Here is a 24575-nt window from a genome sequence, read left to right on the forward strand (position 1 = left end):
TCATGGCTGCTTCGCCCACTCGTCGGCGAGCAACCGCCGGGTCTCGCGCAGCAGCTGCGGGATCACCTTCGAGCCGCCGACGATGGTGATGAAGTTCGCGTCGCCGCCCCACCGGGGGACGACGTGCACGTGCAGGTGCTCGGCCAGCGAGCCGCCCGCCGAGGTGCCCAGATTCATCCCGACGTTGAAGCCGTGCGGCCGGGATACCTTCTTGATCACCCGGATCGCCTTCTGGGTGAAGGCCATCACCTCGGCGCTCTCGGCTTCGGTGAGGTCCTCGAGTTCGGACACCCGCCGGTAGGGCACCACCATCAGGTGGCCGGGGTTGTACGGATAGAGGTTCAGTACGGCGTAGACGAGTTCACCGCGAGCCACCACCAGGCCTTCTTCGTCGGACATCTGCGGGATGTCGGTGAACGGCTGACCGCGGTCGGCGCTGTCCCGGGTCGCGGGCGACTCAGCCAGGTAGTTCATCCGGTATGGCGTCCACAACCGCTGCAGGTGGTCCCGCTGGCCGACGCCGCGGTCGTGGATGGTGTCGTCGGGGTCACTCACGGCCGGCCTCCGGGACTTTCACCAGTTCGGCTGTGGGAGCAGCGTTTTCGCGGCGGCGGATCCAGTCGGCGATAACCGCCACCGCGGTGTCGCGCGGCACCCCGTTGATCTGGGTGCGGTCACCGAAGCGGAAGCTCACCGCGCCGGCCTGCACGTCGCGGTCGCCGGCCAGCAGCATGAACGGCACCTTGAGATTGGTGTGGTTCACGATCTTCTTGGCCATCCGGTCGTCGCTGGCGTCCACCTCGACCCGGACGCCGTGCGATTTCAGTTCTGCCGCAACGTCTTCCAGGTAAGGTATGTGTTCGTCGGCCACCGGTATGCCGACCACCTGAACCGGTGCCAGCCAGGCCGGGAACGCTCCCGCGTAGTGCTCGGTGAGGATGCCGAAGAACCGCTCGATGGATCCGAACAACGCGCGGTGGATGAGCACCGGGCGCTGTCGCGAACCGTCACTGGCGGTGTATTCCAGTTCGAAGCGGTCCGGCATGTTGAAATCGACCTGCAGCGTCGACATCTGCCAACTGCGGCCCAGCGCGTCCTTGACCTGAACGGAGATCTTCGGTCCGTAGAACGCCGCGCCGCCCGGGTCGGGCACCAGTTCCAGACCCGAGGCCTCGCCGACCTCGCGCAGGATCTCGGTGGCCTCTTCCCACACCTCGTCGGAGCCGACGTATTTGTCCGGGTCCTTGGTGGAGAGCTCCAGGTAGTAGTCGTCGAGTCCGTAGTCGGCCAGCAGGTCGAGCACGAATCGCAGCACCGAGGTGAGTTCGTCGCGCATCTGGTCGAGGGTGCAGTAGATGTGGGAATCGTCCTGGGTCATTCCCCGCACTCGGGTCAGACCGTGCACGACGCCGGATTTCTCGTACCGATAGACGCTGCCGAACTCGAAGAGCCGCAACGGAAGTTCGCGATACGAACGGCCGCGCGACCGGTAGATCAGGTGGTGCATCGGGCAGTTCATCGGCTTGAGGTAGTAATCCTGGCCGGGCTTGCGCACGGTGCCGTCCGGGTTGAACTCGGCATCGAGGTGCATCGGCGGATACATCCCGTCGGCGTACCACTCCAGGTGCCCCGAGGTGATGTAGAGCTGTTCTTTGGTGATGTGCGGGGTGTTGACGAACTCGTACCCGGCCTGCTCGTGCTTGCGGCGCGAGTACTCCTCGAGCTCCCGACGGATGATGCCGCCCTTGGGATGGAAAACCGCGAGGCCGGAACCGATTTCGTCGGGGAAGCTGAACAGGTCGAGTTCGGCGCCCAGCTTGCGGTGGTCGCGGCGCTGGGCTTCGGCGATCAGCTCCAGGTGGCGGTCGAGCGCCTCCTGCGACTCCCATGCGGTGCCGTAGATGCGTTGCAGGCTGGCGTTGTTCTGGTCTCCGCGCCAATACGCGGCCGAACTCCGGGTCAGCTTGAACGCGGGGATGTGCTTGGTGGTCGGGATGTGCGGTCCGCGGCACAGATCACCCCACACCCGCTCGCGGGTGCGTGGATTGAGGTTGTCATAGGCCGTGAGCTCGTCGCCCCCCACTTCCATGACATCCGGGTCGCCGGACTTGTCGTCGACCAGTTCGAGCTTGAACGGCTCGTTGGCCAGTTCCTCGCGCGCCTCGTCCTTGGACTCGAAGACCCGCCGGTCGAACAGCTGACCTTCCTTGACGATCTGGCGCATCCGCTTTTCCAGCTTGTCCAGATCGTCGGGCGTGAACGGCTCGGCCACGTCGAAGTCGTAGTAGAAACCGTCGGTGATGGGCGGGCCGATGCCGAGTTTGGCGTGCGGGAACAGATCCTGCACGGCCTGGGCCAACACGTGCGCGGCCGAGTGCCGGATGACGCTGCGTCCGTCGTCGGTGTTGGCCGCCACCGGGGTCACCTCGGCGTCGGCGTCGGGCACCCAGCTGAGGTCGCGCAGCTTGCCGTCCGCGTCGCGGACGACCACGACCGCGTCCGGCGACCCACGCCTCGGTAGTCCCGCCTCGCCGACAGCGGCCGCCGCGGTAGTCCCGGCAGGCACCCGGATCGGGGCTGTCTGGACGTGGTCTGCGGGGGCGCTCATTGCGTAATTCTCCCTGGCTCGGGCGTGGTCGGGGACGCGGCGGAATCGATCGCGACCATGCTATGCCGACCAAGAGGAGCCCAAGCCGATGACCCCGCGGCGGTGCGGAAATCGGCGCGCCGGCCCTAGGAACCGAGCATTGCCGCGGCCACCGGCAGCCCCGGCGTACGGGCCGGGCGCAAGGTACGGCTCCAGACACCCTCCAACTGACCGACCGCCGGCCCCTGGCTGTGCCGGGGGCGCTCCCTGTGCTGCAGCTGCGCCACCGTGAATCGGTTGGTTTCACCGTCGTAGAAAGAACGCAAGATATGGGCCGGGAAATACCCCAGCAACAAAATCGCCACGGTCATCAACGCGGAGCGGCTATCGACGTTGTGTGCCCTCGCGGTTCTCAGATAACGCGTCGCGTAGTGATAGAAATCGCGCGGGGAATTCTCCACCCGCCGGCCTGAGCAGCCGGCAACCAAGGTGGGCTGGTATTCGATCGCGAAGCCATTCTTGAACAAGGTGAGGGCGAGATCGATATCTTCATGCAGTTGGTCTTCGAGATCCAGCCGCGTGAGGTGACGGATGGCGCGCCACGCCGAAGTCCGCATTGCCATATTCGAACCGAACAGGAACCGTTGGTCCCGCGCCTTGCGATGCAACCTGCCCCGGACGGCGCGATCGAGTCGAAAGACCTTTTGTCGCAACGGCATATCGTAGTACCAGACCGGTCCCGTCACCGCGTCGACAGCGGGGTCCCGAAATCGGCGCCGGATTGTCTCAACCCAGTCGGGAGCGAGGCGGGAATCGGCGTCGATTCTTCCGATGACGGTGCTGCACACGCGGTCGAAACCATAATTGCGGGTTGGCGCGATGCCCTGGTATTCGTCCTGGGTCAGCAACCGTACGTCGATGTGACGGTTTTGGGCCTGGAACCGGCGCACGATCGTCGCGGTATCGTCTGTCGACCGGTTGTTGACGACGATTATCTCGTCCGGCAGTGATGTCTGACAAAGGCAGGACGCAAGACACCTACCGATGAATCGTTCCTCGTTATAGGCGGGAATGACAATTGCTACCGAGACTCCCGATCCACCGGATAACCGAGGACTTACCGCGTTCAAGAATTCGGTCATGGCCCGACCCACTGTCCCTGCTGCCGCCTGTTGCCCGATGCGCCCCGGCGAGATGCGGTGGGGATGCCCTGGTCGATCAGCTAGCGGCCACCGATCGACCCGCACTCATATTCGACACCTAGGCAATGGTTTGTCAAAGAAATTGTTTTTGAAGCATATTCAGATTGGGGGCTATGGCTGGCCCGGCTTGAGCCGCACAAACAGCGCGTTGGCCTCGGTCAGCAGGGTGTCCCCGTCTCTCAATCGGGCGGACACGAAGATCTTGCGCCCGTCCTCGCTATCGACACCGGCATCGAACTGCAATTCCTTTTCGATCGGCACGATCTGGCGGTAATCGATCTTCAGGTATGCGGTGCGCTGACGGCGGCTGCCGGTCAGCACCGAGGCGGTCAGCCCGAGCACCGTGTCGAAAAGCATGCCGAGCGAACCGCCGTGCACGGCCCCGTTGCGGCCGAGGTGGAACCGGGCGAACCGGGCCCAGCCCTCGACGCGGCCGTCGTCCGTCTTGTGCGCGTCCATGGGAATGGTCAGGACGTTCCCGCGCATCGGCAGATCCATCCGGCGACCCGACGGCGACTGCCATTCGTCGGCGTCGAACGGCGCCAGCATGGCCGACAGTTCCTCGAGCCGGTCCGCGGCCCGGGTGATCACGTCGTCGGGCGCGTCGACGGCGCGGGCGTGATCCTGCAGCCTGCGCACCCCCTCGATGAACCGGTGGTAGTCCGGGCCGCCTTTGTCAGTGGGCTCGGGCGGGTTGAATCCCCCGCCGGGGTGCGGGACCCGGTCGTGTGTCACCAGGACACCGTATTCGACCCCGCCCCGGCTGCCGGCTAGCCGGGTTGGCCCGAGGCGCCTTGTCCCCCGGCCTTGCCATTCGCCCCGGTCGCGCCACTGCTGGTGGTTCCGGTGCCCTTGGCTCCGCCCTTGCCGAAGGCTCCACCGTCGCCCCCGGCACCGCCGGCACCGCCCTGGCCCGCGTTGCCGTTGGCGCCCGAATCGCCGAACAGCAGCCCGCCGGCACCCCCATGCCCACCGAGCCCGCTGCCGCCACCATCGCCACCGGCTCCGCCGCCGCCGCCATTACCGCCGGCCCCACCACTACCGCCAAAGCTGAACGTGGCCGGCGCGGCGACACCGCCGGCGCCACCGACGCCGCCTACTCCACCGACGCCGCCTACTCCACCGACTCCACCCGTGCCTGCCGTGCCGCCGGCTCCTCCATTACCGACGAGGAAACCTCCAGCCCCACCGTTACCGCCGCGCCCGCCGGCGCCACCGGAGCCTCCGACACCGCCGATTGCGCCGTTTCCGCCGACGCCGCCCTTACCGCCCGTCGTGTTGTTGGCACTGAGAACCGATGTCGCCGCGCCGCCGGAGCCGGCGTTGCCACCGTCGCCACCCACCGCACCCGTACCGCCCACGCCCCCCTGACCGCCCGTGCCCCCATGACCTCCCTGACCGACAAAGAAGCCGCCGCGTCCCCCATCGCCGCCCACCCCTCCGGTGCCACCCGCGCCGCCTGACGTGCCGGTTCCACCGTCTCCTCCGCTACCGCCTTGGCCCGCGATGCTGGATGACCCGACACTTGTGGTGGCACCCCCTTTACCGCCGGTGCCGCCTGCGCCGCCAAAACCCTGACCGATGGCGCCGTTCCCGCCACTACCGCCAGCAGCAGCACCGCCGCCCGCGTATGCAGAGCCGCCGTCACCACCCGCGCCTCCATTACCGCCAGCTCCACCGATGCCACCGTTACCGCCGACGGCAAAACTCGACGTCGAACTGGCGTCGCCGCCCTTACCCCCGGTGCCACCCGTGGCGCCGAGACCGCCGTCGCCACCGGTCCCCCCTTCGGTCGCGTACGCGCTACCTGTCACTGAATCGGGCATGCCGGACACCCCGGTGGCGCCCTGACCGCTGAATACCGGATTCACCCCATTCGCCCCGGTCAGGCCGGTGCCGCCCTGCCCGCCGGCCCCGCCGTCGCCGAACAGCAGGGCGTTGCCGCCGTGGCCGCCCTGTCCTGGGTTGCCGCCGTTGATGCCCGCGACCGCGGTCCCGCCCTGCCCGCCGGCCCCGCCGCTGCCGAACAGCCATCCGCCGCTGCCGCCGTTGCCGCCGACCGCCCCGGCTCCGCCCTGCCCACCGGCCCCGCCGCTACCGATCAGGCCCGCCGCGCCGCCGTTGCCACCCACCTGGCCGGGCAGACCATCCCCGCCCCGCCCCCCGTTGCCGTAGAGCAACCCACCGGCGCCGCCGTCAGCGCCCGGCGCTCCGTTGGCTCCGTCGCCGATCAGGGGACGGCCGAGGAGTGCCTGGGTGGGTGCGTTGAGCGCGCCGAGGACGAGTTGGTCGATGCTGGCGGCCTCGGCACCGGAATACGCCCTGGCACCGGTATTGAGTGCGTGCACGAACTCCGCGTGGAATGCCGCCGCTTGTGCGCTGAGTGCCTGGTAGGCCTGGGCATGCCCGCCGAATACCGTCGCTATCGCCGCTGACACCTCGTCGGCCGCCGCCGCCAGCACCTGCGTCGTCGGGGCGAGGGCTGCCGCGTTCGCCGCACCGAGCGTCGCATGCACACTCGCGAGATCGCTTGCGGCGGTGATCAACAACTCCGGTGTGACGGTGATAAATGACACGCGGCCTCCCAGCTAGGACCCAATCCCGAATTTGGGCAGAAGTATTGTGCGCCAAGCGGACATGCTGGCTCCGCGTTTTGCTGCATTGTTTGTCAACCGGACGGCTCAGCCAGATTGGCCCGACGCCCCAGGGCCGCCGGGCTGCCCGTCGGCGCCGCTGGTGCCATAGTTCGGGATTGCAAAACCGCCGGTTCCGCCAGTGCCGAAGCCGCCCCCAATGCCTCCCCCACCACCCGCGCCGCCGGGACCGGCCGCGCCGTTGACGCCCGACTGACCGAACAGCACACCCGCCGCGCCGCCTATGCCGCCGCTGCCACTGCCGCCGCCGTTGCCACCGGTGCCACCGGTGCCACCGTCAGCCCCATCCCCTCCCGAACCGCCTGAGGTAGCTGCACCCACGGCGCCACCGCCCCCGCCACCGGCACCGCCCTGACCGCCAGTGCCCCCGGTGCCGCCGGTGCCGCCCAGTCCAGCGTCCCCACCGTTGCCGCCGTTTCCGACCAACCAGCCGCCGCGGCCGCCGCGGCCGCCATCCCCGCCTGCGCCGCCGGTGCCGCCGGTCCCGCCTACGGCTCCATCTCCCCCCTCTCCACCGGGGCCACCCGCTGCGCCATGGTTGGAATTGGTCAACGCGAAACCGCCCAAACCACCACCGCCACCGCTACCTCCGGTCGCACCGACACCTCCCGCACCGCCTGTGCCGCCGACCCCACCGGCACCGCCGCTACCGACCAAGAGTCCACCGTTACCGCCATATCCACCCAAGCCACCGGCACCACCACCACCGCCGGACGCTCCGGTGGCACCGCCCCCACCCTTGCCGCCGAGCCCGCCGTAGGCGTCACCGTTCGCTTGGCTCAACGCCAGGCCGCCGTCCCCCCCGACACCGCCCGCGCCACCAGGTGCGGCACCCACGTTTCCGTTGCCGCCGGTGCCGCCCGTGGCATTTCCGGAATCAACCACCGCGGCTCCGGCCTGGCCACCGGCACCCCCATTTCCACCCGCGCCGCCGGCGCCGCCGGCGCCGCCCACTGCGTCCCCAATACCGGCATCGACGATTGACGCGTCCCCACCGGCTCCACCGGTACCACCGGTGGCTCCAAGCCCGGCGTCGGCGCCGTTGCCCCCATTGCCGCCCTGCACATTGCCGTTACCCCCACTTCGGCCATCCCAGGTGCCGGCGGTCCCTGTGGCGCCGACGCCGCTGACCGTGGGATTGACTCCCGCGGCACCGGTGAGGCCCGTACCGCCCTGCCCGCCCGCTCCCCCGTCGCCGAAAAACAGGGCGCTGCCACCGTTGCCGCCCGGACCGGCGTTGCCGCCGTTGATGCCGAAGAGAGCAGCCCCACCTTGACCGCCGTTGCCCCCGTTGCCGAACAGCCAGCCACCGCTACCGCCGGAGCCGCCCGCCACGCCCGCCCCCCGGTTCCACCGGCGCCCCCGTTTCCGATCAGACCCGCAGCGCCACCGTTGCCTCCCACCTGACCTGGACGCCCATCGCCACCGCGGCCACCATTGCCGAACAGCAAGCCCCCAGCGCCACCGTTCTGGCCCGCCACGCCGTTATAGCCGTCGCCGATCAGTGGCCGTCCCAGCAGCGCCTGGGTGGGTGCGTTCACCGCGGCGAGCACGAGCTGGTCGATGCTGGTTGCCTCAGCACCGGAATACGCCAGGGCGCCGGAATTGAGAGCCCGGGCAAACTCGGCGTGGAATGCCGCCGCTTGCACGCTGACCTCCTGATAGGCCCTGGCATGCCCGCCGAATGCCGTCGCGATTGCCGTCGACACCTCGTCGGCTGCGGCCGTCAGCACTTCTGTTGTCGGGGCGAAAGCGGTTGCGTTCGCGGCACCGAGCGCCGACCTTATGCCTGCCAGGTCCGTTGCCGCTGCCATTAACAGCTGTGGGGTAGCGACGACGAACGACATGGCAGCCTCCAAGCTACAAACCCATTCCCGAATAGGGCAGAAGTATTGTGCGCTGCGCGACAGTAATTCGTTCGCGATTCAACTAAAGACAAATGAAACTGCTAATGGCCGGTTGAATTCAATTCAGTCACCTTGCGCGGCACCTGCTGCCGACAATGCCTCGAATTCCTCATCGGTGAGACTGATCTGGGTGGCCGCGACGTTCTCTTCCAGATGCGACACCCGCGAGGTGCCCGGAATCGGCAGCATCACCGGCGACCGCTTGAGCAGCCAGGCCAACGCCAGCTGGGAGGGCGTCGCGTCGTGCGCGGCGGCCATCTTCTGCAGCGGACCGTCCGGTGCCGCCAGCGGGCCCGATGCCAGCGGGAACCACGGAATGAAGCCGATGCCCTGAGTGGTCGCGGCATCCAGCAGCGGCTCGGCCTTGCGGGACGTCAGGTTGTACATGTTCTGCACCGACACGATGGCCGCGATCTCCCGTGCGGCATTGAGTTGGTCGACGTCGACCTCGGAGAGGCCGATGTGGCGAATCTTGCCCTCACCCTGCAACGTGACCAACTCGCCCAGCTGGTCGGCCAGCGGGAAGTTCGGGTCGATGCGATGCAGCTGGTACAGGTCGATCGTCTCCACGCCGAGCCGGCGCAGGCTCATCTCGCACTCCTGCCGCAGATAGCTCGGATTACCAAGGGGGATCCAGACATTCGGGCCGGTGCGCAGCAGGCCGGCCTTGGTGGCGATCACCAGACCCCGGTAGGGGTGCAACGCCTCGTGAATGATCTCCTCGGAGACATAGGGCCCGTACGAATCTGCCGTGTCGATGAAATTCACGCCCAGTTCAACCGCACGCCGCAACACCCGGACGCACTCGTCACGGTCAGCGGGCGGACCCCACACGCCGTCTCCGGTGAGGCGCATCGCGCCGAAGCCGAGGCGATTGACCGTCAGGTCACTACCCAGGGTGAACTTTTCCGATACATGTGCAGCCACCCTCCCGACCGTACGCGCGTTGTCCTGTGAGATCTGCTCAACCGAAGAGCGGAGCGACGAACCGGCGCACGATCGCCTCTTCCCCACCCTCGATTTCGGTGATCGGCCAATACAACAGGCCGAGCACGACGCGCACCATCCAGAGCGCCGCCAATGGGTCATCACCGGGCAGTCCGGCGATGGTGGCAGCGGCCGCCGGGACGCGCGGAGAGCCGATCAGCGTCTGCTCGATGAGTCGGGCCGTCGCCGTCGAGGAACCCACCGCCGCGAAGACGGGATGAGCGCGAACCACCCTGAGAGACATCAGGATTGCGGCAACCATCCGCTCGTCGGCCGGAAGGGATTTGACCGACTCCGCGACTGTTTCGGCGACCTGGGTCGTGGCCCGGATCAAAAGTGCATCGCGAATGGCCTCGATGCCGCCGGCGTGCCGGTAGACGGTAGCCCGCGAGCACCCGACATTTCGGGCGATGAGATCGATACTGAGCCGATCGAAGCCCCTGGCCTCAACCAACGCACCGGCGGCGTCATAGATTCGCTCTCGTGCGTTGTGATGCCGATCGCCGGCCAGCCAATCCACGCGACGATACTAACGACTCGGCCCCTGCCGGCGGCCTTATTTGTGATCAAATATCACGACCCCAGCCGAATGTCAGTCAGCGCAGTTGTTTAGCCTGGCGGTAGCGCGTCCGGCATCAAAGGCACGGCCCGTGACGCCGCCCGGTCAATATGTCTCGCAATGAGACGCCGACGAGCGCCTTTCATGACGAAATCACAGGTCGCAGCGTCGCCGTGAGACGCCGAAGCGATATTGCATTCGCCGCCGGTTATCGATTTCCCAAACCGCTTGACACCGACAATTCGAACACCGAATGATGTTGTCATGCAAACCATTTCAGTTGCTTGGCGATCTTTTCGCGAAGCGCTGGATGCCCGTTGCCGGCGCGCGGAACCATCAGGGTCAGCGAGCGAACTCACATGCTTTCGCGGACTGCCTGCACCGACTGACGAATAGCGGAGCCACAACCGGTTCGAAGACACCGGCAATCGGGACTTCGACACCTTAATCGGCGCGATCGCGCCGCGCCCGCAACTCCGGCGACGGACTTACTTCGGGCGACACCTGACCTTGCGCGCGACTATTCGGCGCCGAGCCGAGCGCCCCGAAGTGGAGGATTGTCATGTCTTTGTTGATCGCTACGCCAGAATTCATGGCGGCGACTGCGGCGGATCTCACCCGCGTCGGCTGGGCGGTCAGTGAGGCGAACGCAGCGGCTGCGATGTCGACCTCCGCGCTGGCCGCCGCCGCCGGCGACGAGGTCTCCACCGCGATTGCGGCGCTGTTCGGCCGGCACGGTCGGGAGTATCAGGCGATCGGAGCCCGAGCGGCCGCATTTCACGAGCAGTTCGTGGCCGCTTTGACCGGCGCCGCGCAGTCGTATGCGACCGCCGAAGTCGCCGGGGCCGGGCAGCTGCTCTCCCACGCCGTCAACGGGCCCGCGCAGGCGCTGCTGGGGCGCCCGCTGATCGGCAACGGCGCCGACGGCACGTCGCCGGGACAGGCCGGGGGCGCCGGTGGACTGCTGTGGGGCAACGGCGGTAATGGAGCGGCCGGGTTCGCCGACGGTGTGTCCGGCGGCGCCGGTGGTGCTGCCGGCCTCATCGGACGTGGCGGAACCGGCGGCATGGGCGGGGCCGGTGCAACCGGTGGTGCCGGCGGCCGCGGCGGGTGGCTGTTGGGGGCCGGCGGTACCGGCGGTGCCGGTGGCGTCGCGCTGACGGCTGGTGCCGTGGGAGGCACCGGTGGTACCGGAGGCACCGGCGGGATGCTGTGGGGCAACGGCGGGGCCGGTGGCGCGGGAGGTAGAGCGGTAACCCTGGACGGCCTGGGCGGCGCGGGCGGTCAGGGCGGTAGCGCGGTGATGTTGGGCCACGGAGGGGCGGGCGGATCCGGTGGCGCCGGTGCGGCCGGGATCTCCGGTGTCACCGGCGGTACGGGTATCGGCGCGTCCGGCACGGCCGGCGGAGCGGGCGGCAATGGCGGTACGGGCGGCGACGGCGGATCCGGCGGCTGGTTGGCCGGTAACGGCGGCTTCGGCGGTACCGGCGGGGTCGGCGGCACGGGCGGCGCCGGCGGTGCCGGCGGCAGTGGTGCCGATGCGCTGCTGGCGGGCGCGACCGGCCATGCCGGCGGGAACGGGGGCGACGGCGGGTCCGGTGGCGAGGGCGGCGAGGGCGGCAAGGGCGGCAGCGGCGGCCTGTTCGGCGTGGATCGCGGACCCGCGGCCGGCGGCGCAGGCGGGGCCGGCGGCAGCGGCGGTGTGGCCGGCAACGGCGGTGCCGGCGGCGACGGCGTGGCAGGCAACGTCAACGGCGGCGCCGGCGGTCAAGGGGGCAACCCGGGTACCGGCGGTGCGGGCGGGGCCGGTGGTAGTGGCGCCGCGGCGGGCGCACACGGGCTCACGCCCACCAGCGGCGGTGACGGCGGCACCGGCGGACGCGGTGCCGACGCCGGCACACCCGGCGGCACCGGTGGCGCCGGCGGAAAGGGTGGCGACGGCGGCCTGGTCGGCAGCGGTGGCACCGGCGGACGCGGCGGGAACGGCGCGGCCGGCACCGCCGGCGCCGACGCCACCACCCCCGGCGACAACGGCAGCACCGGCCACACCGGCGGCAGCGGCGGCGCTGGCGGCGCAGGGGGTGACGGCGGAACTCGGGCGGGTGACGGTGGCAGCGGCGGGACCGGTGGGACCGGCGGCGACGGCGGCAACGGCGGCAGCGGCGCCCGCGGCGCGGACGCCAGTTCCCTCGGTGCGGCCGGCAATCAAGGGGGCGACGGCGGCGCCGGTGGTACCGGCGGCGACGGGGGCAAGGGCGGCGTCGGCGGCGCTGCCCGATCGGCGACCGGACAGGCCGGCGGCCGAGGCGCCGGCGGCGAAGGCGGCACCGGCGGCATGGGCGGCATCGCCGGCGACGGCGGCAACGGAGCAAACGGTGTCGCCTCGATCAACGGCGGCACGGGCGGTGCCGGAGGTAACGGTGGAGACCCGGGAGCGGGCGGCGCGGGCGGGTCCGGAGGCGCCGGCTCCACCATCGGAAAGCAAGGCGCCACCGGCGGCGCCCACACCAGCGGAGGCAATGGCGGCAACGGCGGATCCGGCGCCAACGCAACCGCAACAGGTATCAGCGGCGCGGCCGGCGGCAACGGCGGCAACGGCGGCCTCGTCGGCAACGGCGGCGCCGGCGGCACCGGGGGCAACGGCGCTACCGGCAGCAACGGCGAACCTGCCGCCACGCCGGGCGCCACCGGCAACTTCGGCGGCACCGGCGGAACCGGCGGCTCCGGCGGACGCGGTGGCAACGGCGGGGCTCTGGCCGGCGACGGCGGAGTCGGTGGTGCCGGCGGCGCCGGCGGTGACGGTGGTACCGGCGGTGTCGGCGGACGCGGTGCCGACGGCACCACCCCGGGCTCCGCCGGTAAGGCCGGGGGCAATGGCGGCACCGGCGGAGTGGGCGGCGCGGGCGGGGCCGGCGGCGCCGGTGGCGCGGCCCAGTCCGCTGCCGGTCACGCCGGCGCCCAGGGAGTCGGCGGCGCCGGCGGTAACGGCGGCACCGGCGGCATTGCCGGCGACGGCGGCGCCGGCGCGACCGGGGCCATGACAGTCAACGGTGGCGTCGGCGGTACCGGGGGCGCCGGCGGCGACCCGGGCACCGGTGGCACCGGCGGGGCCGGCGGCACCGGCTCCACCACCGGCAAGACCGGCGCAACCGGCAACGACGCCGTCACCGGCGGCAACGGCGGCCGGGGCGGCGCCGGTGCCAACGCGACCACGTTGGCAGGCACCGGCGCAGCGGGGGGTAAGGGCGGCGACGGCGGGTTGGTCGGCAACGGCGGCACCGGGGGCACCGGCGGTACCGGCGGGACCGGGGTAGCCGGCGACTCGGCGGTCGCCTTCGGCGACTCGGGTAACCCCGGTCAGACCGGCGGGACCGGAGGCACCGGCGGCGTCGGTGGCAATGGCGGCGCTCGAGCGGGTAACGGCGGTGCCGGCGGAACCGGCGGCATCGGCGGGGTCGGCGGCGTGGGCGGCAACGGTCAATCCGGCCTTCCTGGCCTGATCAACGCCGATGGATCAGGCCAGACCGGAGGCAGTGGCGGGCGCGGCGGAACCGGGGGCGGGGGCGGCGTTGGCGGAGCTGGCGGACAGGCACTGGCTGCTTCGGGACTGACCGGTACCCAGGGCGCGGGCGGGGCCGGCGGGACCGGCGGCGCCGGCGGAGGCGCAGGCGACGGTGGGGTTGGCGCGGACGGCACCTGGGCGGTCAACAATGGCGTCGGCGGCACGGGCGGCAACGGCGGTAATCCGGGCGCAGGAGGCACCGGCGGCGCCGGCGGGGCCGGCTCCAGCACTGGCAAGCAGGGAGCTACCGGCACCGCCCCCACCAGTGGCGGCAACGGTGGTGCGGGCGGTGCCGGCGCGAACGCCACCACACCCGGGGGTACCGGCGCGGCCGGCGGCCGGGGCGGCAACGGCGGTCTGGTCGGCAACGGCGGCAATGGCGGCACCGGCGGGACCGGCGGCACCGGCAGCACCGGCGCCGACACCTCCCCCGGCAGCACCGGGAATACGGGCGGAGTCGGGGGCACTGGTGGAGCCGGTGGCCAGGGCGGCAAGGGCGGAACCCTGGCCGGCAACGGCGGGGCCGGCGGCACCGGCGGAACGGGCGGAACCGGCGGAACCGGGGGCACCGGCGGACGCGGCGCCGACGGCAGCTCGTTCGGCGCGGCAGGTGGCGACGGCGGCGACGGCGGCAAGGGCGGATTCGGCGGCGGCGGCGGTGCCGGCGGAGCCGGTGGCATTGCCCAGTCCGCGACGGGCAAGGCCGGCAGCCAGGGCGCTGGCGGCGCAGGTGGAGCGGGCGGCACCGGTGGTGTTGCGGGCGACGGCGGCAACGGCGCGACGAACATCAATGGTGGTGCGGGTGGCGCCGGCGGCGACGGTGGAGATCCGGGCTCCGGCGGCACCGGCGGCCTCGGCGGATCCGGCTCCAGTGCCGGCAAACAGGGCGCCACCGGCATGTCTCCCACCAGCGGGGGCAATGGAGGCAAGGGCGGCAACGGCGGGTTTGCCGGTACGCCCGGTGGCACCGGCGGCGCCGGCGGCCAGGGCGGCAACGGAGGTCTGGTCGGCAACGGCGGCGCCGGAGGCAACGGCGGCGCGGGCGGCCAAGGTCAGCAGGGTCCGGGGGGTGCCACGCCAGGGGCGTCGGGAGGCTCGGGAAACATCGGCGGGGCCGGTGGCGCCGGAGGTGCCGGCGGCCTGGGCGGATCGCTGTCCGGCAACGGCGGCGCCGGCGGAAGCGGCGGTGTCGGCGGAGTCGGCGGCACCGGCGGCACAGGAGCTCAGGGACTCGACGCCACCGCCGGCGGCGCTACCGGCGGTAAAGGTGGCGGAGGCGGTGTCGGAGGCACCGGCGGTAAAGGTGGTGACGGAGGCCAGGGCGGACAGGCGCTGGCCGGTTCGGGCAAGAGCGGCAGCCAAGGCACTGGTGGAGCAGGCGGTGCAGGCGGCACCGGAGGAACAGCCGGTGACGGCGGCCGCGGCGGCGACGGCGACCTGATGGTCAACGGCGGTGTCGGCGGCCGGGGTGGCGACGGCGGCAATCCCGGAACCGGCGGCTCCGGAGGAGCCGGTGGCACCGGATCGAGCACCGGCAAGCAAGGTGCCGCGGGCGGCGTCCCCACCGGCGGCGGCAACGGCGGAACGGGCGGCACCGGTGCGGCCGCGACCACGCCGGGCGGTACCGGAGCCGCCGGCGGCCGAGGTGGTGATGGCGGACAGGTCGGAAACGGCGGAACCGGCGGCACTGGCGGTGCCGGCGCAGACGGCGTCGACGGCAAACACGGCAGCGCCCCCGGCATGCGAGGTAACGATGCCAGTGCCGGTGGGACGGGCGGCGTCGGCGGGGCGGGCGGCAAGGGCGGCGCGCTGGCGGGCAACGGTGGGGTGGGTGGTGGCGGCGGCGCCGGCGGGATCGGCGGCACCGGCGGAAACGGTGTGGACGGCATGGACGGAGTCGGCGCCGGCGTGACCGGTCAGAGCGGCGGCAGCGGCGGGCGCGGCGGAGACGGCGGCGCGGGCGGCGCCGGGGGCGCCGGAGGAGCCGCGCAAGCCGCCACCGGCAAGGCGGGAATCCAGGGCGTCGGCGGGGCCGGCGGCGACGGCGGCAACGGCGGCACCGCGGGCAACGGCGGCAATGGCACCGATGGGAAGGCCGGCGGTTACGGCGGCGGTTACGGCGGCGACGGCGGCTATGCAAGCAAGGGCGGCGTCGGCGGCGTCGGGGGTGCCGGCTCCACAGCCGGCAAGACGGGCGCGGCCGGCGTGCAACAAGCGGGCGGCAACGGCGGTCGCGGGGGTGACGGTGGGGGCGCCGGCCTCTCCGGCGAGGGTGGCATGGGTGGCTGGGGCGGCACCGGCGGCGACGGTGCGACGGGCGGTCACGGCGGCGACGCGGGTGACGGCGGTGCCGGCGGGCTGGTCGGTACGGGCGGTCTGGGTGGACAGGGCGGCCATGGAGGCTACGGCCAGGTCGGCGCCGGCGGCTCCGGCGGCGACGGTGGCGACGGCGGGAAAGGATCGCAGGGCCCCGGCAACGGCGGGGACGGCGGGGCAGGCGGGACCGGCACCACCACGGGCGGCCGCGGCGGCAGTGGCGGACGAGGTGGTGATGGCCTCGGCGGTGAGGTCAACGGAACGGGCGGGACCGGCGGCGACGGCGGAGACGGCGGGGCGGGCCTGACCGGGGCCGGCGGCAAGGGCGGCAACGGCGGCGCCGGCGGAGCGGGCGGCACTGGTCCGCTACCGCCATTCGGACAGGGCGGCTCACCGGGCGGCAAGGGCGGCGACGGCGGCAACGGCGGCGACGGCAACATCCTCGGCAACCTGCAACCGGGCAGCGCCGGCCGGACGGGGCAGGACGGCTTCCCCCCGACGGCTTCAGCGGCGCGGGTGGCAGCGGCGGTGCCGGCGGCACCGGAGGATCCGGCGGCGGATCTTGAGCGGATTAGTGGCAAGCTGGGCAGGGTGGACCTGCGCACGCTCGCCCAGCAACAGCTGACCTATCAGGAAGTGGGCGCGACGGCCGCCGATCAGCTTCCGCCGGGCTACGACCACATGAGTGTGTCGGCTCAGATCGGCACCGGCCGAGACCGGTTCGAGCACGCGGCTAAGGCCCTCATGCACTGGGGAATGCAACGCGGCGCCGGGCTGCGGGTGACCGCCAGCACCGACACCGTCGCCGTCTCGTCCGTGGTGGTAGTCACGATGCTGGGCGTGCTGCGGGCCCCGTGCCGGGTGGTGTATGTGATCGAAGAGCCCGACGTCCGCGGTTTTGCCTACGGCACGCTGCCCGGCCATCCGGAATCCGGCGAGGAACGCTTCGCCGTCCGCTACGACCCGGGCAACGACGCGGTGTACGCCGAAGTATCCGCGTTCTCGCGGCCCGCGACCTTGTTGAGCAAACTGGGCGGGCCGTTCGTGACGGTGGCGCAACGGGTAATCGCCAAGCGCTATCTGCGCGGGGTGTGAGACCCCGCTAGGTCGCCCACCGCGACAGCAACTGCTCCGCACCCGAACACATCACTTCGATGACCTCACCCACCGTGGCGTCGTCGCGAATCATCCCGACACCCTGGCCCGCGTCGACCGGCGGCGGGTGCCCGATGCAGGCGTCCGGGTCACCGGCAAGTGCCTCCTCGTGACCGGACCAGCGCGCGACGAAATCGTCGGCCAGCACCCGCGACGGAAATCTCTCCGGCCACGGCAGGCCGGCGGCGACGTCGAATACCCGGGTGACCCGCGTGTCGGTCGCGGCCGCCGCGATCAGAGCCTGACGGCCGGGGGCCCCCGTCAGCGCCTCCGGGCAGGCGGCCAACCGGGTACCCACCCATGCCCCGCTGGCTCCCGCGGCCAGCACCGCGGCCAGACTGCGCGGTGAGGCGACCCCGCCACCCGCCAGGACCGGCAGCGACACCACGTCCAGCACCACGTCCAGCAACGGCAGCGTCGCCAGTCGCACCTCGCCGTGACCGCCGCCTTCGGCCCCGCGCGCCACCAGTACGTCGACGCCCGCGTCTGCCGCTCGGCGGGCGTCTTCCGCGTCATAAACCTGTGTGGCGGTGGGTATTCCGGCATCGCGCGCGGCCGAGACCCAGGACAGGTCAGTGCCGAAACTGATCGACAACAGCGCGGGCCGAGCGGCGAGCGCGTCATCAAGCAGCCCGCTCTGGCGTCGCATCACCCAGTCCACCAGCCCGATCCCGTACCGCCCGCGCACCTCACGCAGCTCAGCCGCCAGCGACGACCGAGTCGCGGTGCTGCCCATCCCAACCATCCCCAACCCGCCGGCCGCGGTCACCGCCGCCGCCAGCCGGCCTCCCGCGACCCCACCCATGGGTGCGTTGACGATCGGTACCCGCAAACCGAAGTCCCGCGACCAGGGGGAGCTCAGCACGGTCAGTGTGAAGCGCCGGGTTGAGACTTCAGCACGGTCAGCATCACCACCGAGTCCTGCACCGCCAGCAGGGCGTGGCGCACTCGCGGGATGGCCAGGTAGTCACCGGCCTTGCCCTCCCACGCATCGTCGCCGGCGGTCAGCCGCACGTGACCCGCCAGCACCTGCAACGTCGCCTCGCCGGGACTGTCGTGTTCGGACAGCTCGTGTTCGGCGATCAGGGCCAGCACGGTCTGGCGCAGTTCGTGGGTATGTCCGCCGTGGATGGTGTGGGCGGCGCGGCCACTGTTGGACTGCCGCGCCTCGGCCAGCTTCTCGGACGCCAGGTCGTTCAGCGAGATGGATTCCATGCCCTCACCTTTCAGTTGTTCAGTAGCAGTATCCCCGCCACGAGCAACGCCACCACCTTGACCACCTCTAGACCGACATAGGCGTAATGGGCCCGCGAACGCGGTGCCTCCAAGCCGGCAAGCACCTCGTCGGAACGCCGGGTCAGGCGGGGCCGCACCGCGATCAATTGCACGGCCAGGGCCACCGCCGCGACCGAAAACGCCACCGTGATCCGTGCCGGCGTGGGACCGGCCACTACGAGCGCCCCGATGAGCAGGGCGAACGCGACCTCCACGGTGTTCAGCGCGCGAAATACCAGGCGGCCGATTCCCAGTCCGATCTGCAGCGTCACATTCGGCGCCCGGAACTTCAGCGGGGCTTCCAGGAACGAGATGGCCAGCACCATGCCGAGCCACACGAACGTGACGGCCACTTCCGTGGCGCGTCCCAAACTCACCGCTGCACTCCCGCGGGCGCCAGGTGGGCCAGGCACAGGTCCGGCTCGGCGAAGGCCTGCAGGCGCTCGACGGTCACCGGCGCCGCCCACGTCTCCAGAGCGCCGCGCATCAACCCGAGGTGGACGGGGCAGATGACGCTCGATTGCCGTTCAGCGAGCTCGAGAAACGGGCAGTGCCGCAGTCCGACCTGCGGGTGGCCGCCGGCGTCGCGGATCTCCGGCTCGAAACCCAGGTCGTCGAGTACGTCGACCAGGTGGGCGATGGACCTCTCAGCGTCCGGATCGGGTCCGGGGGATCCGAGGCGCTCGCCCCACGCCCGGCCGGCCGCCACTGCCCGGGCGTCCGAATCAGGTTCGGAGGCAAGGCCGATGGCGAGGATTTCGGCCAGCAGCCGGTATTGCCGGGTACCGTCGCGATCCATCTGCGGCACCGCGCGGAACATCAGTGGCGGGCGACCGGGGCCGCGGCGACTCGGCTGCACATGCTCCACCCGGCCCTCGGCGACCAGCGTGTCCAGGTGAAAACGCACGGTGTTGGGATGCACCGCAAGCTTTTTTGCGATCGCGACGATGCTCAGGGGCGTGCGGGACGAGCGCAGGATCCGCAGTACCGCGCGACGGCGACCGGTCGACTCCGGCCCCGAATCAGGATCTGCCATGGCGAGTCACCCAACCCTTCCCGAGCGCGTGCGGCGTGGACTAACGAGTTTACACAAGTAAATTTGTACAAATCCCGGACGGGCGCCCACCCCGTGCACCGGCTGCGTTACCTTACAGTGCAGCAACAGACTCCATCATGACTTCCGACAAAGACCCCCTTCCGCTTTCCAGCCGGGACGACGAGCACGTCCCCGGACACTGGCTGTTGGCCCGGTTGGGCAAGCGGGTGCTACGCCCGGGGGGCGTCGAGTTCACCCGCACCCTGCTGGTCCGCGCCGAGGTAGCCAACGCCGATGTCATCGAGCTGGCTCCGGGGCTGGGCCGGACCGCGGCGGAGATCATCGCCCGCGGGCCCAGGTCGTACGTCGGCGCGGAAGCCGACGCGGACGCGGCCAACCTGGTACGCGGTGTCGTGGCGGGTCACGGCGAAGTGAAGGTCACCGATGCGGCCGACACGGGCCTGCCCGACGCCAGCGCCGACGTGGTGATCGGCGAGGCGATGCTGACCATGCAGAGCGATGCGGCCAAGCACGCCATCGTCGCCGAGGCCGCCCGGTTACTGCGGCCGCGCGGACGCTACGCGATCCACGAGCTTGCCCTGACCCCCGACGATCTACCCGAAGAGGTCACCACCGACGTCCGGCAGTCGCTGGCCCGCGCCATCAGAGTCAACGCGCGCCCGTTGACAGTGGCGGAGTGGTCGGAACTGCTGGGCGGCCACGGACTGGTGGTGCGCCACGTCGCGACGGCACCGATGGCACTGCTGGCACCGCGACGGGTGATTGCCGACGAAGGACTATGGGGTGCAATCCGATTCGGTAAGAATGTGCTCAGTCAACCGGACGCGCGCAGGCGGGTGCTGGCGATGCGAAGCACCTTCCGCAGGCACCGCGAGAGGTTGGCCGCGGTGGCCATCGTCGCGCAGAAGCCCGGTTAACCGCCGACGGCGTGCCGCGCCCGCCGCAAGCTCTCGTCGATCAACCGGTCGATCGCGCCGAAGTAGGTCGGCGACGGCTCCTTGCCGGTGAGTTCGGCTATGGCGCGTTGCTCGCCGAGAAGGTCTGTCGCATCCAGGTTTTCGGCCATCCGTCCGGCGTGCACCTGTAATCCGGCCAGCAGTTCGCCGCACTGCGAACCCGCCACCAGAGTCCGTCGGGCCAGGGTGCGCAAGGTATCCCACTCGACATGCCACGCGCCGTCGGGGCGCTCGTCGTTGGCCAGCGCGGCCGCCTGGTGCAAGGTGGCGGCCAGCGGTGGCGCCGATATCGCGGCCCGCCGAATCAGAATGGACAACACGGGATTTCGCTTGTGCGGCATTGATGACGAGCCTCCGCGCCCCGCGGTGGCGGGTTCGCTCACTTCACCGATTTCCGGGCGCACCAGGGTGACGACATCGGAGGCGATGCGGCCCCAACTGTCCGTGCACGCCACCAGGGCGTCAGCGGCGACCGTGACCGGCCCGCGCGCGGTATGCCAGGGCGCACGATAGTCGAGTCCCAGCATCGTTGCGGCAGTGCGCGCGACGCTTTCGGCGAGCTCGGCCGGGTCAGCGGCACCGGTGCCCAAGGTGGCCAATTCCACCGTGGCCGAACAGGTTCCGACGGCACCGCCGAACTGAGCCGGAGTGGACAGCCCGTCGAGCCGGTCACGGGCGTCCAGAACGGCATTGAGCCAGCCGGCCGCCTTGGCGCCGAACGTGGTGGGCGCGGCATGCTGGGTCAGTGTGCGGGCGACCATCGGGGTGCCTCGATGCGCAGCGGCAAGAGCGGACAGTGCGTCGATCTGTCTCGCCAGCTGAGCACCCAGTCCTGTGATGACGCCTCGCAGCGCCAACATCAGGGCGGTGTCGATCACGTCCTGGCTGGTCAGCCCCCGGTGGATCCACGGACTCAACGCCGGCACCGTGCGCTGGCGCAGCAAGGCCACCAGGCCGATCACCGGGTTGCCGCCGTCCTCGGCGCCGGCCGCGATCCGCTCGCAGTCCTGCTCCCCCACCAGGTTCCGCAGGTCGGCAGTCGCGACCGGTGCCAGGCCCGCAGTCCCGAGGGCGCCCAACCACGCGGACTCCACCGCGAGCATGGACTGCAACAGCGCCTGATCGCTCATGTGCTCGCCGGCTCGTTGGTCACCCGGCCACAGCAGGTTGGTCACGTCGGACCGTCCCCGTACACCAGGAACACCGTCTGGTCAGGACCCTGCAGGTGCACATCGAAACGGTATCGCTCTCGGCCGGAATCACTTTCAGCGACACAGCGCATCGTCATCCGGCGCCGCGGTTCCAGACCGCCCAACTCCGGGACGGCGTCCAGGTCGGCGTCCGGCAGGTACGCGCGAGTGAAGAGCCGATCCAACAACCCCCGGGCAAAGAGGGTGAGGGCGAAGAACGGCGGGCGCGCGTTCGCCGAGCCCGGAGCCACCGTGGTGAACGCGTAGTGTCCGTCGGCGTCGGTCGCCGCCCTGCCCCAGCCGGTGAAGGTCGATCCGTCGCGGCGCAGCGAACCGGACGCCCGCGCAATGCGGCCGGCGTTGTCGGGTTGCCAAATCTCCACCAGCGCGTCGGGCACCGGGGCCGCGGCCCCGTCGTACACAGTGCCGTGCAGTTCGACGGCGCCGGGAAACTCGTCGCGGACCAACTCAGCGGCGCGCGCGAACGGCAGCCCGATGCCGAAGAAGGGACCAACGGTTTGTCCTGGGGTGCAACGGTATTCAGTCATCGGCGGAACACCGGCGCAGAACTATGTCCCAGCGGTAGCCGGTCGCATACTCCGGTTCGGTGACGTCATGGTCGTAGTGGGCGACCAGTCGTTGCCGTGCCACGGGGTCGAGGACCGACTGGAAAATCGGGTCCAGGCCGAACAGGGGGTCGCCCGGAAAATACATCTGAGTGACCAGGCGCTGGGTGAAAGCGGTTCCGAATACCGAGAAGTGGATGTGCGCAGGGCGCCAGGCGTTGTGGTGATTGCGCCATGGGTAGGGGCCGGGCTTGATGGTGGTGAAGCGATAGGAACCATCGGGGCCGGTGAGACACCGGCCGGCACCGGTGAAGTTCGGGTCCAGCGGGGCAGGGTGCCGGTCGAGTTGGTGGCGGTAACGTCCGCCGGCATTGGCCTGCCAGATTTCCAGTAACTGTCCGGCGACCGGCCGGCCGGATTCATCCAGAACCCGTCCCGTCACGATGATGCGCTCCCCGATCGGTTCGCCCGGGTGCCCGGCTGTCAGGTCGGCGTCAAGCGGATCGACGTCCTGAGGGCCGAAACACGGTGCCGATCGCTCGATCTCGTCGGGGTCGACCGCCAACAGCGGGTTGTCCGGGTGCCGCAGGGTGCTACTGCGATAGGGCGGGTAGTTCAGGCGCGGCATCGCGCCGGCGCTGTTTGGCTGACGGCCGGCCGAGATGGCCGCGATCTCCGCCGAGATGTCACGCTGCGACGCGACGCGCTCCCCGGCCTTCACACAGCGTGAGGCTACCCGCTGTCACTCGCCGGGCCACGACACCCGTTTTGACAGTTTCGCAAAAATGCCAACCCGGGACAGGACACGATGCTAAGTTCCGCGACGCTGGCAAATTCGTTTGGCATTTCACTCTCGGCTGCTCCGTCGGAAGGACACCTATGTCATTTGTGATCACCGCCCCCGACTTCGTGGGAAGCGCGGTCGGCGACCTGACCTCGCTCGCGTCATCGATCGACGCGGCCAGGGCCGCGGCCGCGGGCTCCACCACCGGCATATTGGCGGCCGGCGCCGACGAGGTATCGGCGGCCGTCGCAAGCCTTTTCAGCATGCACGCCAACACTTTTCAGGCAGTGAGCACCCAAGCATCGGTGTTCCACAGCCAGTTCGTGCAGACGCTGAGTTCCAGCGCGGCGTCCTACGCCGGCGCCGAAGCCGCCAACCTGGCGAACATCGCCGCGGCACAGCCCGGCCTGGAGCTGTTCGGTCTGCTCCTCATCGGCGACGGCGCCAACGGGACCGCGGCGAACCCCAACGGCGGCAAAGGCGGTCTGCTGTGGGGCAACGGCGGTGCCGGTTACACGCAATCGGGCGCCTCCGGTTTGGCCGGGGGTAACGGCGGTAGTGCCGGATTGTTCGGAAATGGCGGGGCCGGCGGCGGCGGTGGCTACGGTGCGGCCGGTGGCAGTGGCGGCGCGGGCGGATGGCTGTTCGGCAACGGCGGTGCCGGCGGCATCGGCGGCGCCGCGGCGACCGGCATCAACGGCGGCGCTGCGGGTGCCGGCGGCATCGGTGGAAACGCGATCCTGTTCGGCAGCGGCGGCGCCGGCGGCAACGGCGGCACCGGCCTGACCGGGACCGCCGCCATCACGCCGAACAACGGGACCGCCGCGACCGGCGCCAATGGAGCGGCATCCTCGGGCGGAGCAGCCCCCCGATCGTCTATGGCGGCTCGCCCGACCCTGGCGATCCTGGAATTGTCGGCCAGGTCGGCGGCACCGGCGGAATCGGCGGAAGTGCCTTCTCGGGCAGCGGCGGCACCCCCAACGCCGCCTACCTCGCCCAGGGAGCCGTCGGTGGCCACGGGGGCCTCGGGGGTGCCGGCACCGATGCCGGTGTTGCCGGCGCCGGGGGCGCCGGTGGCCACGGCGGCGCCGGGGGCAACGCGGGACTCTTCTACGGCGACGGCGGGAACGGCGGTCACGGCGGCGTGGGCGGAGTCGGTGGATCCGGCGGCACGGCCGCCGACGGCGGCGTCGGCGGCACCGGCGGCGCCGCAACGGTCAGCACCGTAGCCAACTTCTCCGCAAGCGGTCAGGCGGTCGGCGGACAGGGCGGCACCGGCGGCACCGGCGGAACGGGCGGCACCGGAGGCAACGGCGGCAACGGGGGCGCCGGAGGAGCCGGCGGTCGCGGCGCATTCCTGTTCGGCTCCGGCGGAGATGCAGGCTACGGCGGGGCCGGAGGCATCGGTGGCGCGGGCGGAACCGGGGGCGTCGGAGGCGCGGGTGGAGGCGGCGGTAACGCGTCAATCACCGGAGCGAGCCCGAGCAACGCGTCCGACGGCGGTTTCGGCGGCAATGGCGGCACGGGCGGCACCGGCGGCGACGGAGGCACCGGAGGCGATGGCGGCGCGGCCGGCGCAGCGGGTGCGGGCGGGCTGTTCGGCCTCGCCGGTGCCCTCGGCACCGGCGGCGTAGGCGGGGTCGGCGGTGACGGCGGCGCGGCCGGAACACCAGGCACCGGTTCCTCCGTCGTAGGCACGGCTACCGGCGGGAATGCGGCATCGGGCCTACCCGGAGTGAACGGCTCCACCGGCAGCATCGGTCAGGAAGGCGCGTCCGGCAACAACGGCTGACCAAGGCCGGCAACACCCTCAATCAG

16 protein-coding genes and 2 pseudogenes are annotated in these 24575 nt (G+C 71.1%); 3 read left to right on the plus strand and 15 right to left on the minus strand.

The window, feature by feature from the left end:
- The 8 genes and pseudogenes from ACNQS7_RS07025 to ACNQS7_RS07060 form a co-directional block, all read right to left on the minus strand.
- A complete protein-coding gene (locus ACNQS7_RS07025) occupies window positions 1–555 on the minus strand; it encodes an HIT family protein (protein ID WP_418012000.1) in 555 nt (184 codons plus the stop codon).
- Complete coding sequence (gene thrS, locus ACNQS7_RS07030; RefSeq protein WP_418012001.1) at window positions 548–2608, minus strand: threonine--tRNA ligase; 2061 nt, start codon at window positions 2606–2608, stop codon at window positions 548–550. Before thrS ends, ACNQS7_RS07025 begins: the two co-directional genes overlap by 8 nt.
- 125 nt (window positions 2609–2733) lie before the next feature.
- A complete protein-coding gene (locus tag ACNQS7_RS07035) occupies window positions 2734–3729 on the minus strand; it encodes a glycosyltransferase (RefSeq protein ID WP_418012002.1) in 996 nt (331 codons plus the stop codon).
- Between the two features lie 171 nt (window positions 3730–3900).
- On the minus strand, window positions 3901–4524 hold the full coding sequence (locus tag ACNQS7_RS07040; protein WP_418012003.1) for a PaaI family thioesterase: 624 nt from the start codon (window positions 4522–4524) through the stop codon (window positions 3901–3903).
- Between the two features lie 35 nt (window positions 4525–4559).
- Window positions 4560–6365 (minus strand): PE family protein, encoded by a 1806-nt coding sequence (locus tag ACNQS7_RS07045; protein ID WP_418012004.1) that lies wholly within the window; start codon window positions 6363–6365, stop codon window positions 4560–4562.
- A gap of 105 nt (window positions 6366–6470) precedes the next feature.
- Window positions 6471–8290, minus strand: a pseudogene (locus ACNQS7_RS07050) (PE family protein).
- 123 nt (window positions 8291–8413) lie between these two features.
- On the minus strand, window positions 8414–9277 hold the full coding sequence (locus ACNQS7_RS07055; RefSeq protein WP_197419810.1) for an aldo/keto reductase: 864 nt from the start codon (window positions 9275–9277) through the stop codon (window positions 8414–8416).
- Between the two features lie 37 nt (window positions 9278–9314).
- The gene (locus ACNQS7_RS07060; protein WP_418012005.1) at window positions 9315–9857 is read right to left on the minus strand and encodes a TetR/AcrR family transcriptional regulator; all 543 of its coding nucleotides are present in this window, start codon (window positions 9855–9857) and stop codon (window positions 9315–9317) included.
- Between the two features lie 601 nt (window positions 9858–10458).
- On the opposite strand from ACNQS7_RS07060, the gene ACNQS7_RS07065 reads away from it, so the two are divergent.
- Window positions 10459–16869 carry a DUF1990 family protein gene (locus ACNQS7_RS07065; RefSeq protein ID WP_418012007.1) on the plus strand — a complete coding sequence of 2137 codons (6411 nt, stop codon included), beginning with the start codon at window positions 10459–10461 and terminating at the stop codon, window positions 16867–16869.
- Window positions 16870–16876: 7 nt separating this feature from the next.
- Here the strand turns inward: ACNQS7_RS07065 and ACNQS7_RS07070 are convergent, their stop codons facing one another.
- The 4 genes from ACNQS7_RS07070 to ACNQS7_RS07085 are packed head-to-tail and all read right to left on the minus strand — an operon-like array spanning window position 16877 to window position 19240.
- Entirely contained in the window at window positions 16877–17794 is a 918-nt protein-coding gene (locus ACNQS7_RS07070) for an NAD(P)H-dependent flavin oxidoreductase (RefSeq protein ID WP_418012008.1), read from the minus strand.
- A gap of 2 nt (window positions 17795–17796) precedes the next feature.
- On the minus strand, window positions 17797–18144 hold the full coding sequence (locus ACNQS7_RS07075; RefSeq protein ID WP_418012009.1) for a cupin domain-containing protein: 348 nt from the start codon (window positions 18142–18144) through the stop codon (window positions 17797–17799).
- Between the two features lie 11 nt (window positions 18145–18155).
- Window positions 18156–18581, minus strand: coding sequence for a hypothetical protein (locus ACNQS7_RS07080; protein WP_418012010.1), 426 nt, complete (start codon window positions 18579–18581; stop codon window positions 18156–18158).
- On the minus strand, window positions 18578–19240 hold the full coding sequence (locus tag ACNQS7_RS07085; protein ID WP_418012011.1) for a helix-turn-helix transcriptional regulator: 663 nt from the start codon (window positions 19238–19240) through the stop codon (window positions 18578–18580). The genes ACNQS7_RS07080 and ACNQS7_RS07085 overlap by 4 nt, the downstream gene beginning before the upstream one ends.
- A 137-nt stretch (window positions 19241–19377) precedes the next feature.
- On the opposite strand from ACNQS7_RS07085, the gene ACNQS7_RS07090 reads away from it, so the two are divergent.
- Window positions 19378–20178: a class I SAM-dependent methyltransferase gene (locus ACNQS7_RS07090; protein WP_418012012.1), complete on the plus strand. Its 801-nt coding sequence runs from the start codon at window positions 19378–19380 to the stop codon at window positions 20176–20178.
- Here the strand turns inward: ACNQS7_RS07090 and ACNQS7_RS07095 are convergent.
- The 3 genes from ACNQS7_RS07095 to pcaH are packed head-to-tail and all read right to left on the minus strand — an operon-like array spanning window position 20175 to window position 22694.
- On the minus strand, window positions 20175–21392 hold the full coding sequence (locus tag ACNQS7_RS07095; protein WP_418012013.1) for a lyase family protein: 1218 nt from the start codon (window positions 21390–21392) through the stop codon (window positions 20175–20177). The two genes, ACNQS7_RS07090 and ACNQS7_RS07095, sit on opposite strands and share 4 nt — an antisense overlap.
- Window positions 21389–21955, minus strand: coding sequence for a protocatechuate 3,4-dioxygenase subunit alpha (pcaG, locus tag ACNQS7_RS07100; protein ID WP_418012014.1), 567 nt, complete (start codon window positions 21953–21955; stop codon window positions 21389–21391). Before pcaG ends, ACNQS7_RS07095 begins: the two co-directional genes overlap by 4 nt.
- The gene (pcaH, locus tag ACNQS7_RS07105) at window positions 21948–22694 is read right to left on the minus strand and encodes a protocatechuate 3,4-dioxygenase subunit beta (protein WP_418012015.1); all 747 of its coding nucleotides are present in this window, start codon (window positions 22692–22694) and stop codon (window positions 21948–21950) included. Before pcaH ends, pcaG begins: the two co-directional genes overlap by 8 nt.
- 158 nt (window positions 22695–22852) lie before the next feature.
- Between pcaH and ACNQS7_RS07110 the strand changes: the two are divergent.
- A pseudogene (locus ACNQS7_RS07110) lies at window positions 22853–24549 on the plus strand (PE family protein).
- Window positions 24550–24575: the final 26 nt, after the last annotated feature.

Origin of the sequence: Mycobacterium sp. 23, from assembly GCF_048287075.1 — a bacterium.
Taxonomy (GTDB): Bacteria; Actinomycetota; Actinomycetes; order Mycobacteriales; family Mycobacteriaceae; genus Mycobacterium; species Mycobacterium gordonae_B.

Coding starts and splice junctions, on each gene's coding strand:
- thrS (WP_418012001.1), bottom strand. CDS start 2,608: ATGAGCGCCCCCGCAGACCACGTCCAGACAGCCCCGATCCGGGTGCCT.
- ACNQS7_RS07035 (WP_418012002.1), bottom strand. CDS start 3,729: ATGACCGAATTCTTGAACGCGGTAAGTCCTCGGTTATCCGGTGGATCG.
- ACNQS7_RS07065 (WP_418012007.1), top strand. CDS start 10,459: ATGTCTTTGTTGATCGCTACGCCAGAATTCATGGCGGCGACTGCGGCG.
- ACNQS7_RS07075 (WP_418012009.1), bottom strand. CDS start 18,144: ATGGAATCCATCTCGCTGAACGACCTGGCGTCCGAGAAGCTGGCCGAG.
- ACNQS7_RS07085 (WP_418012011.1), bottom strand. CDS start 19,240: ATGGCAGATCCTGATTCGGGGCCGGAGTCGACCGGTCGCCGTCGCGCG.
- ACNQS7_RS07090 (WP_418012012.1), top strand. CDS start 19,378: ATGACTTCCGACAAAGACCCCCTTCCGCTTTCCAGCCGGGACGACGAG.
- pcaG (WP_418012014.1), bottom strand. CDS start 21,955: ATGACTGAATACCGTTGCACCCCAGGACAAACCGTTGGTCCCTTCTTC.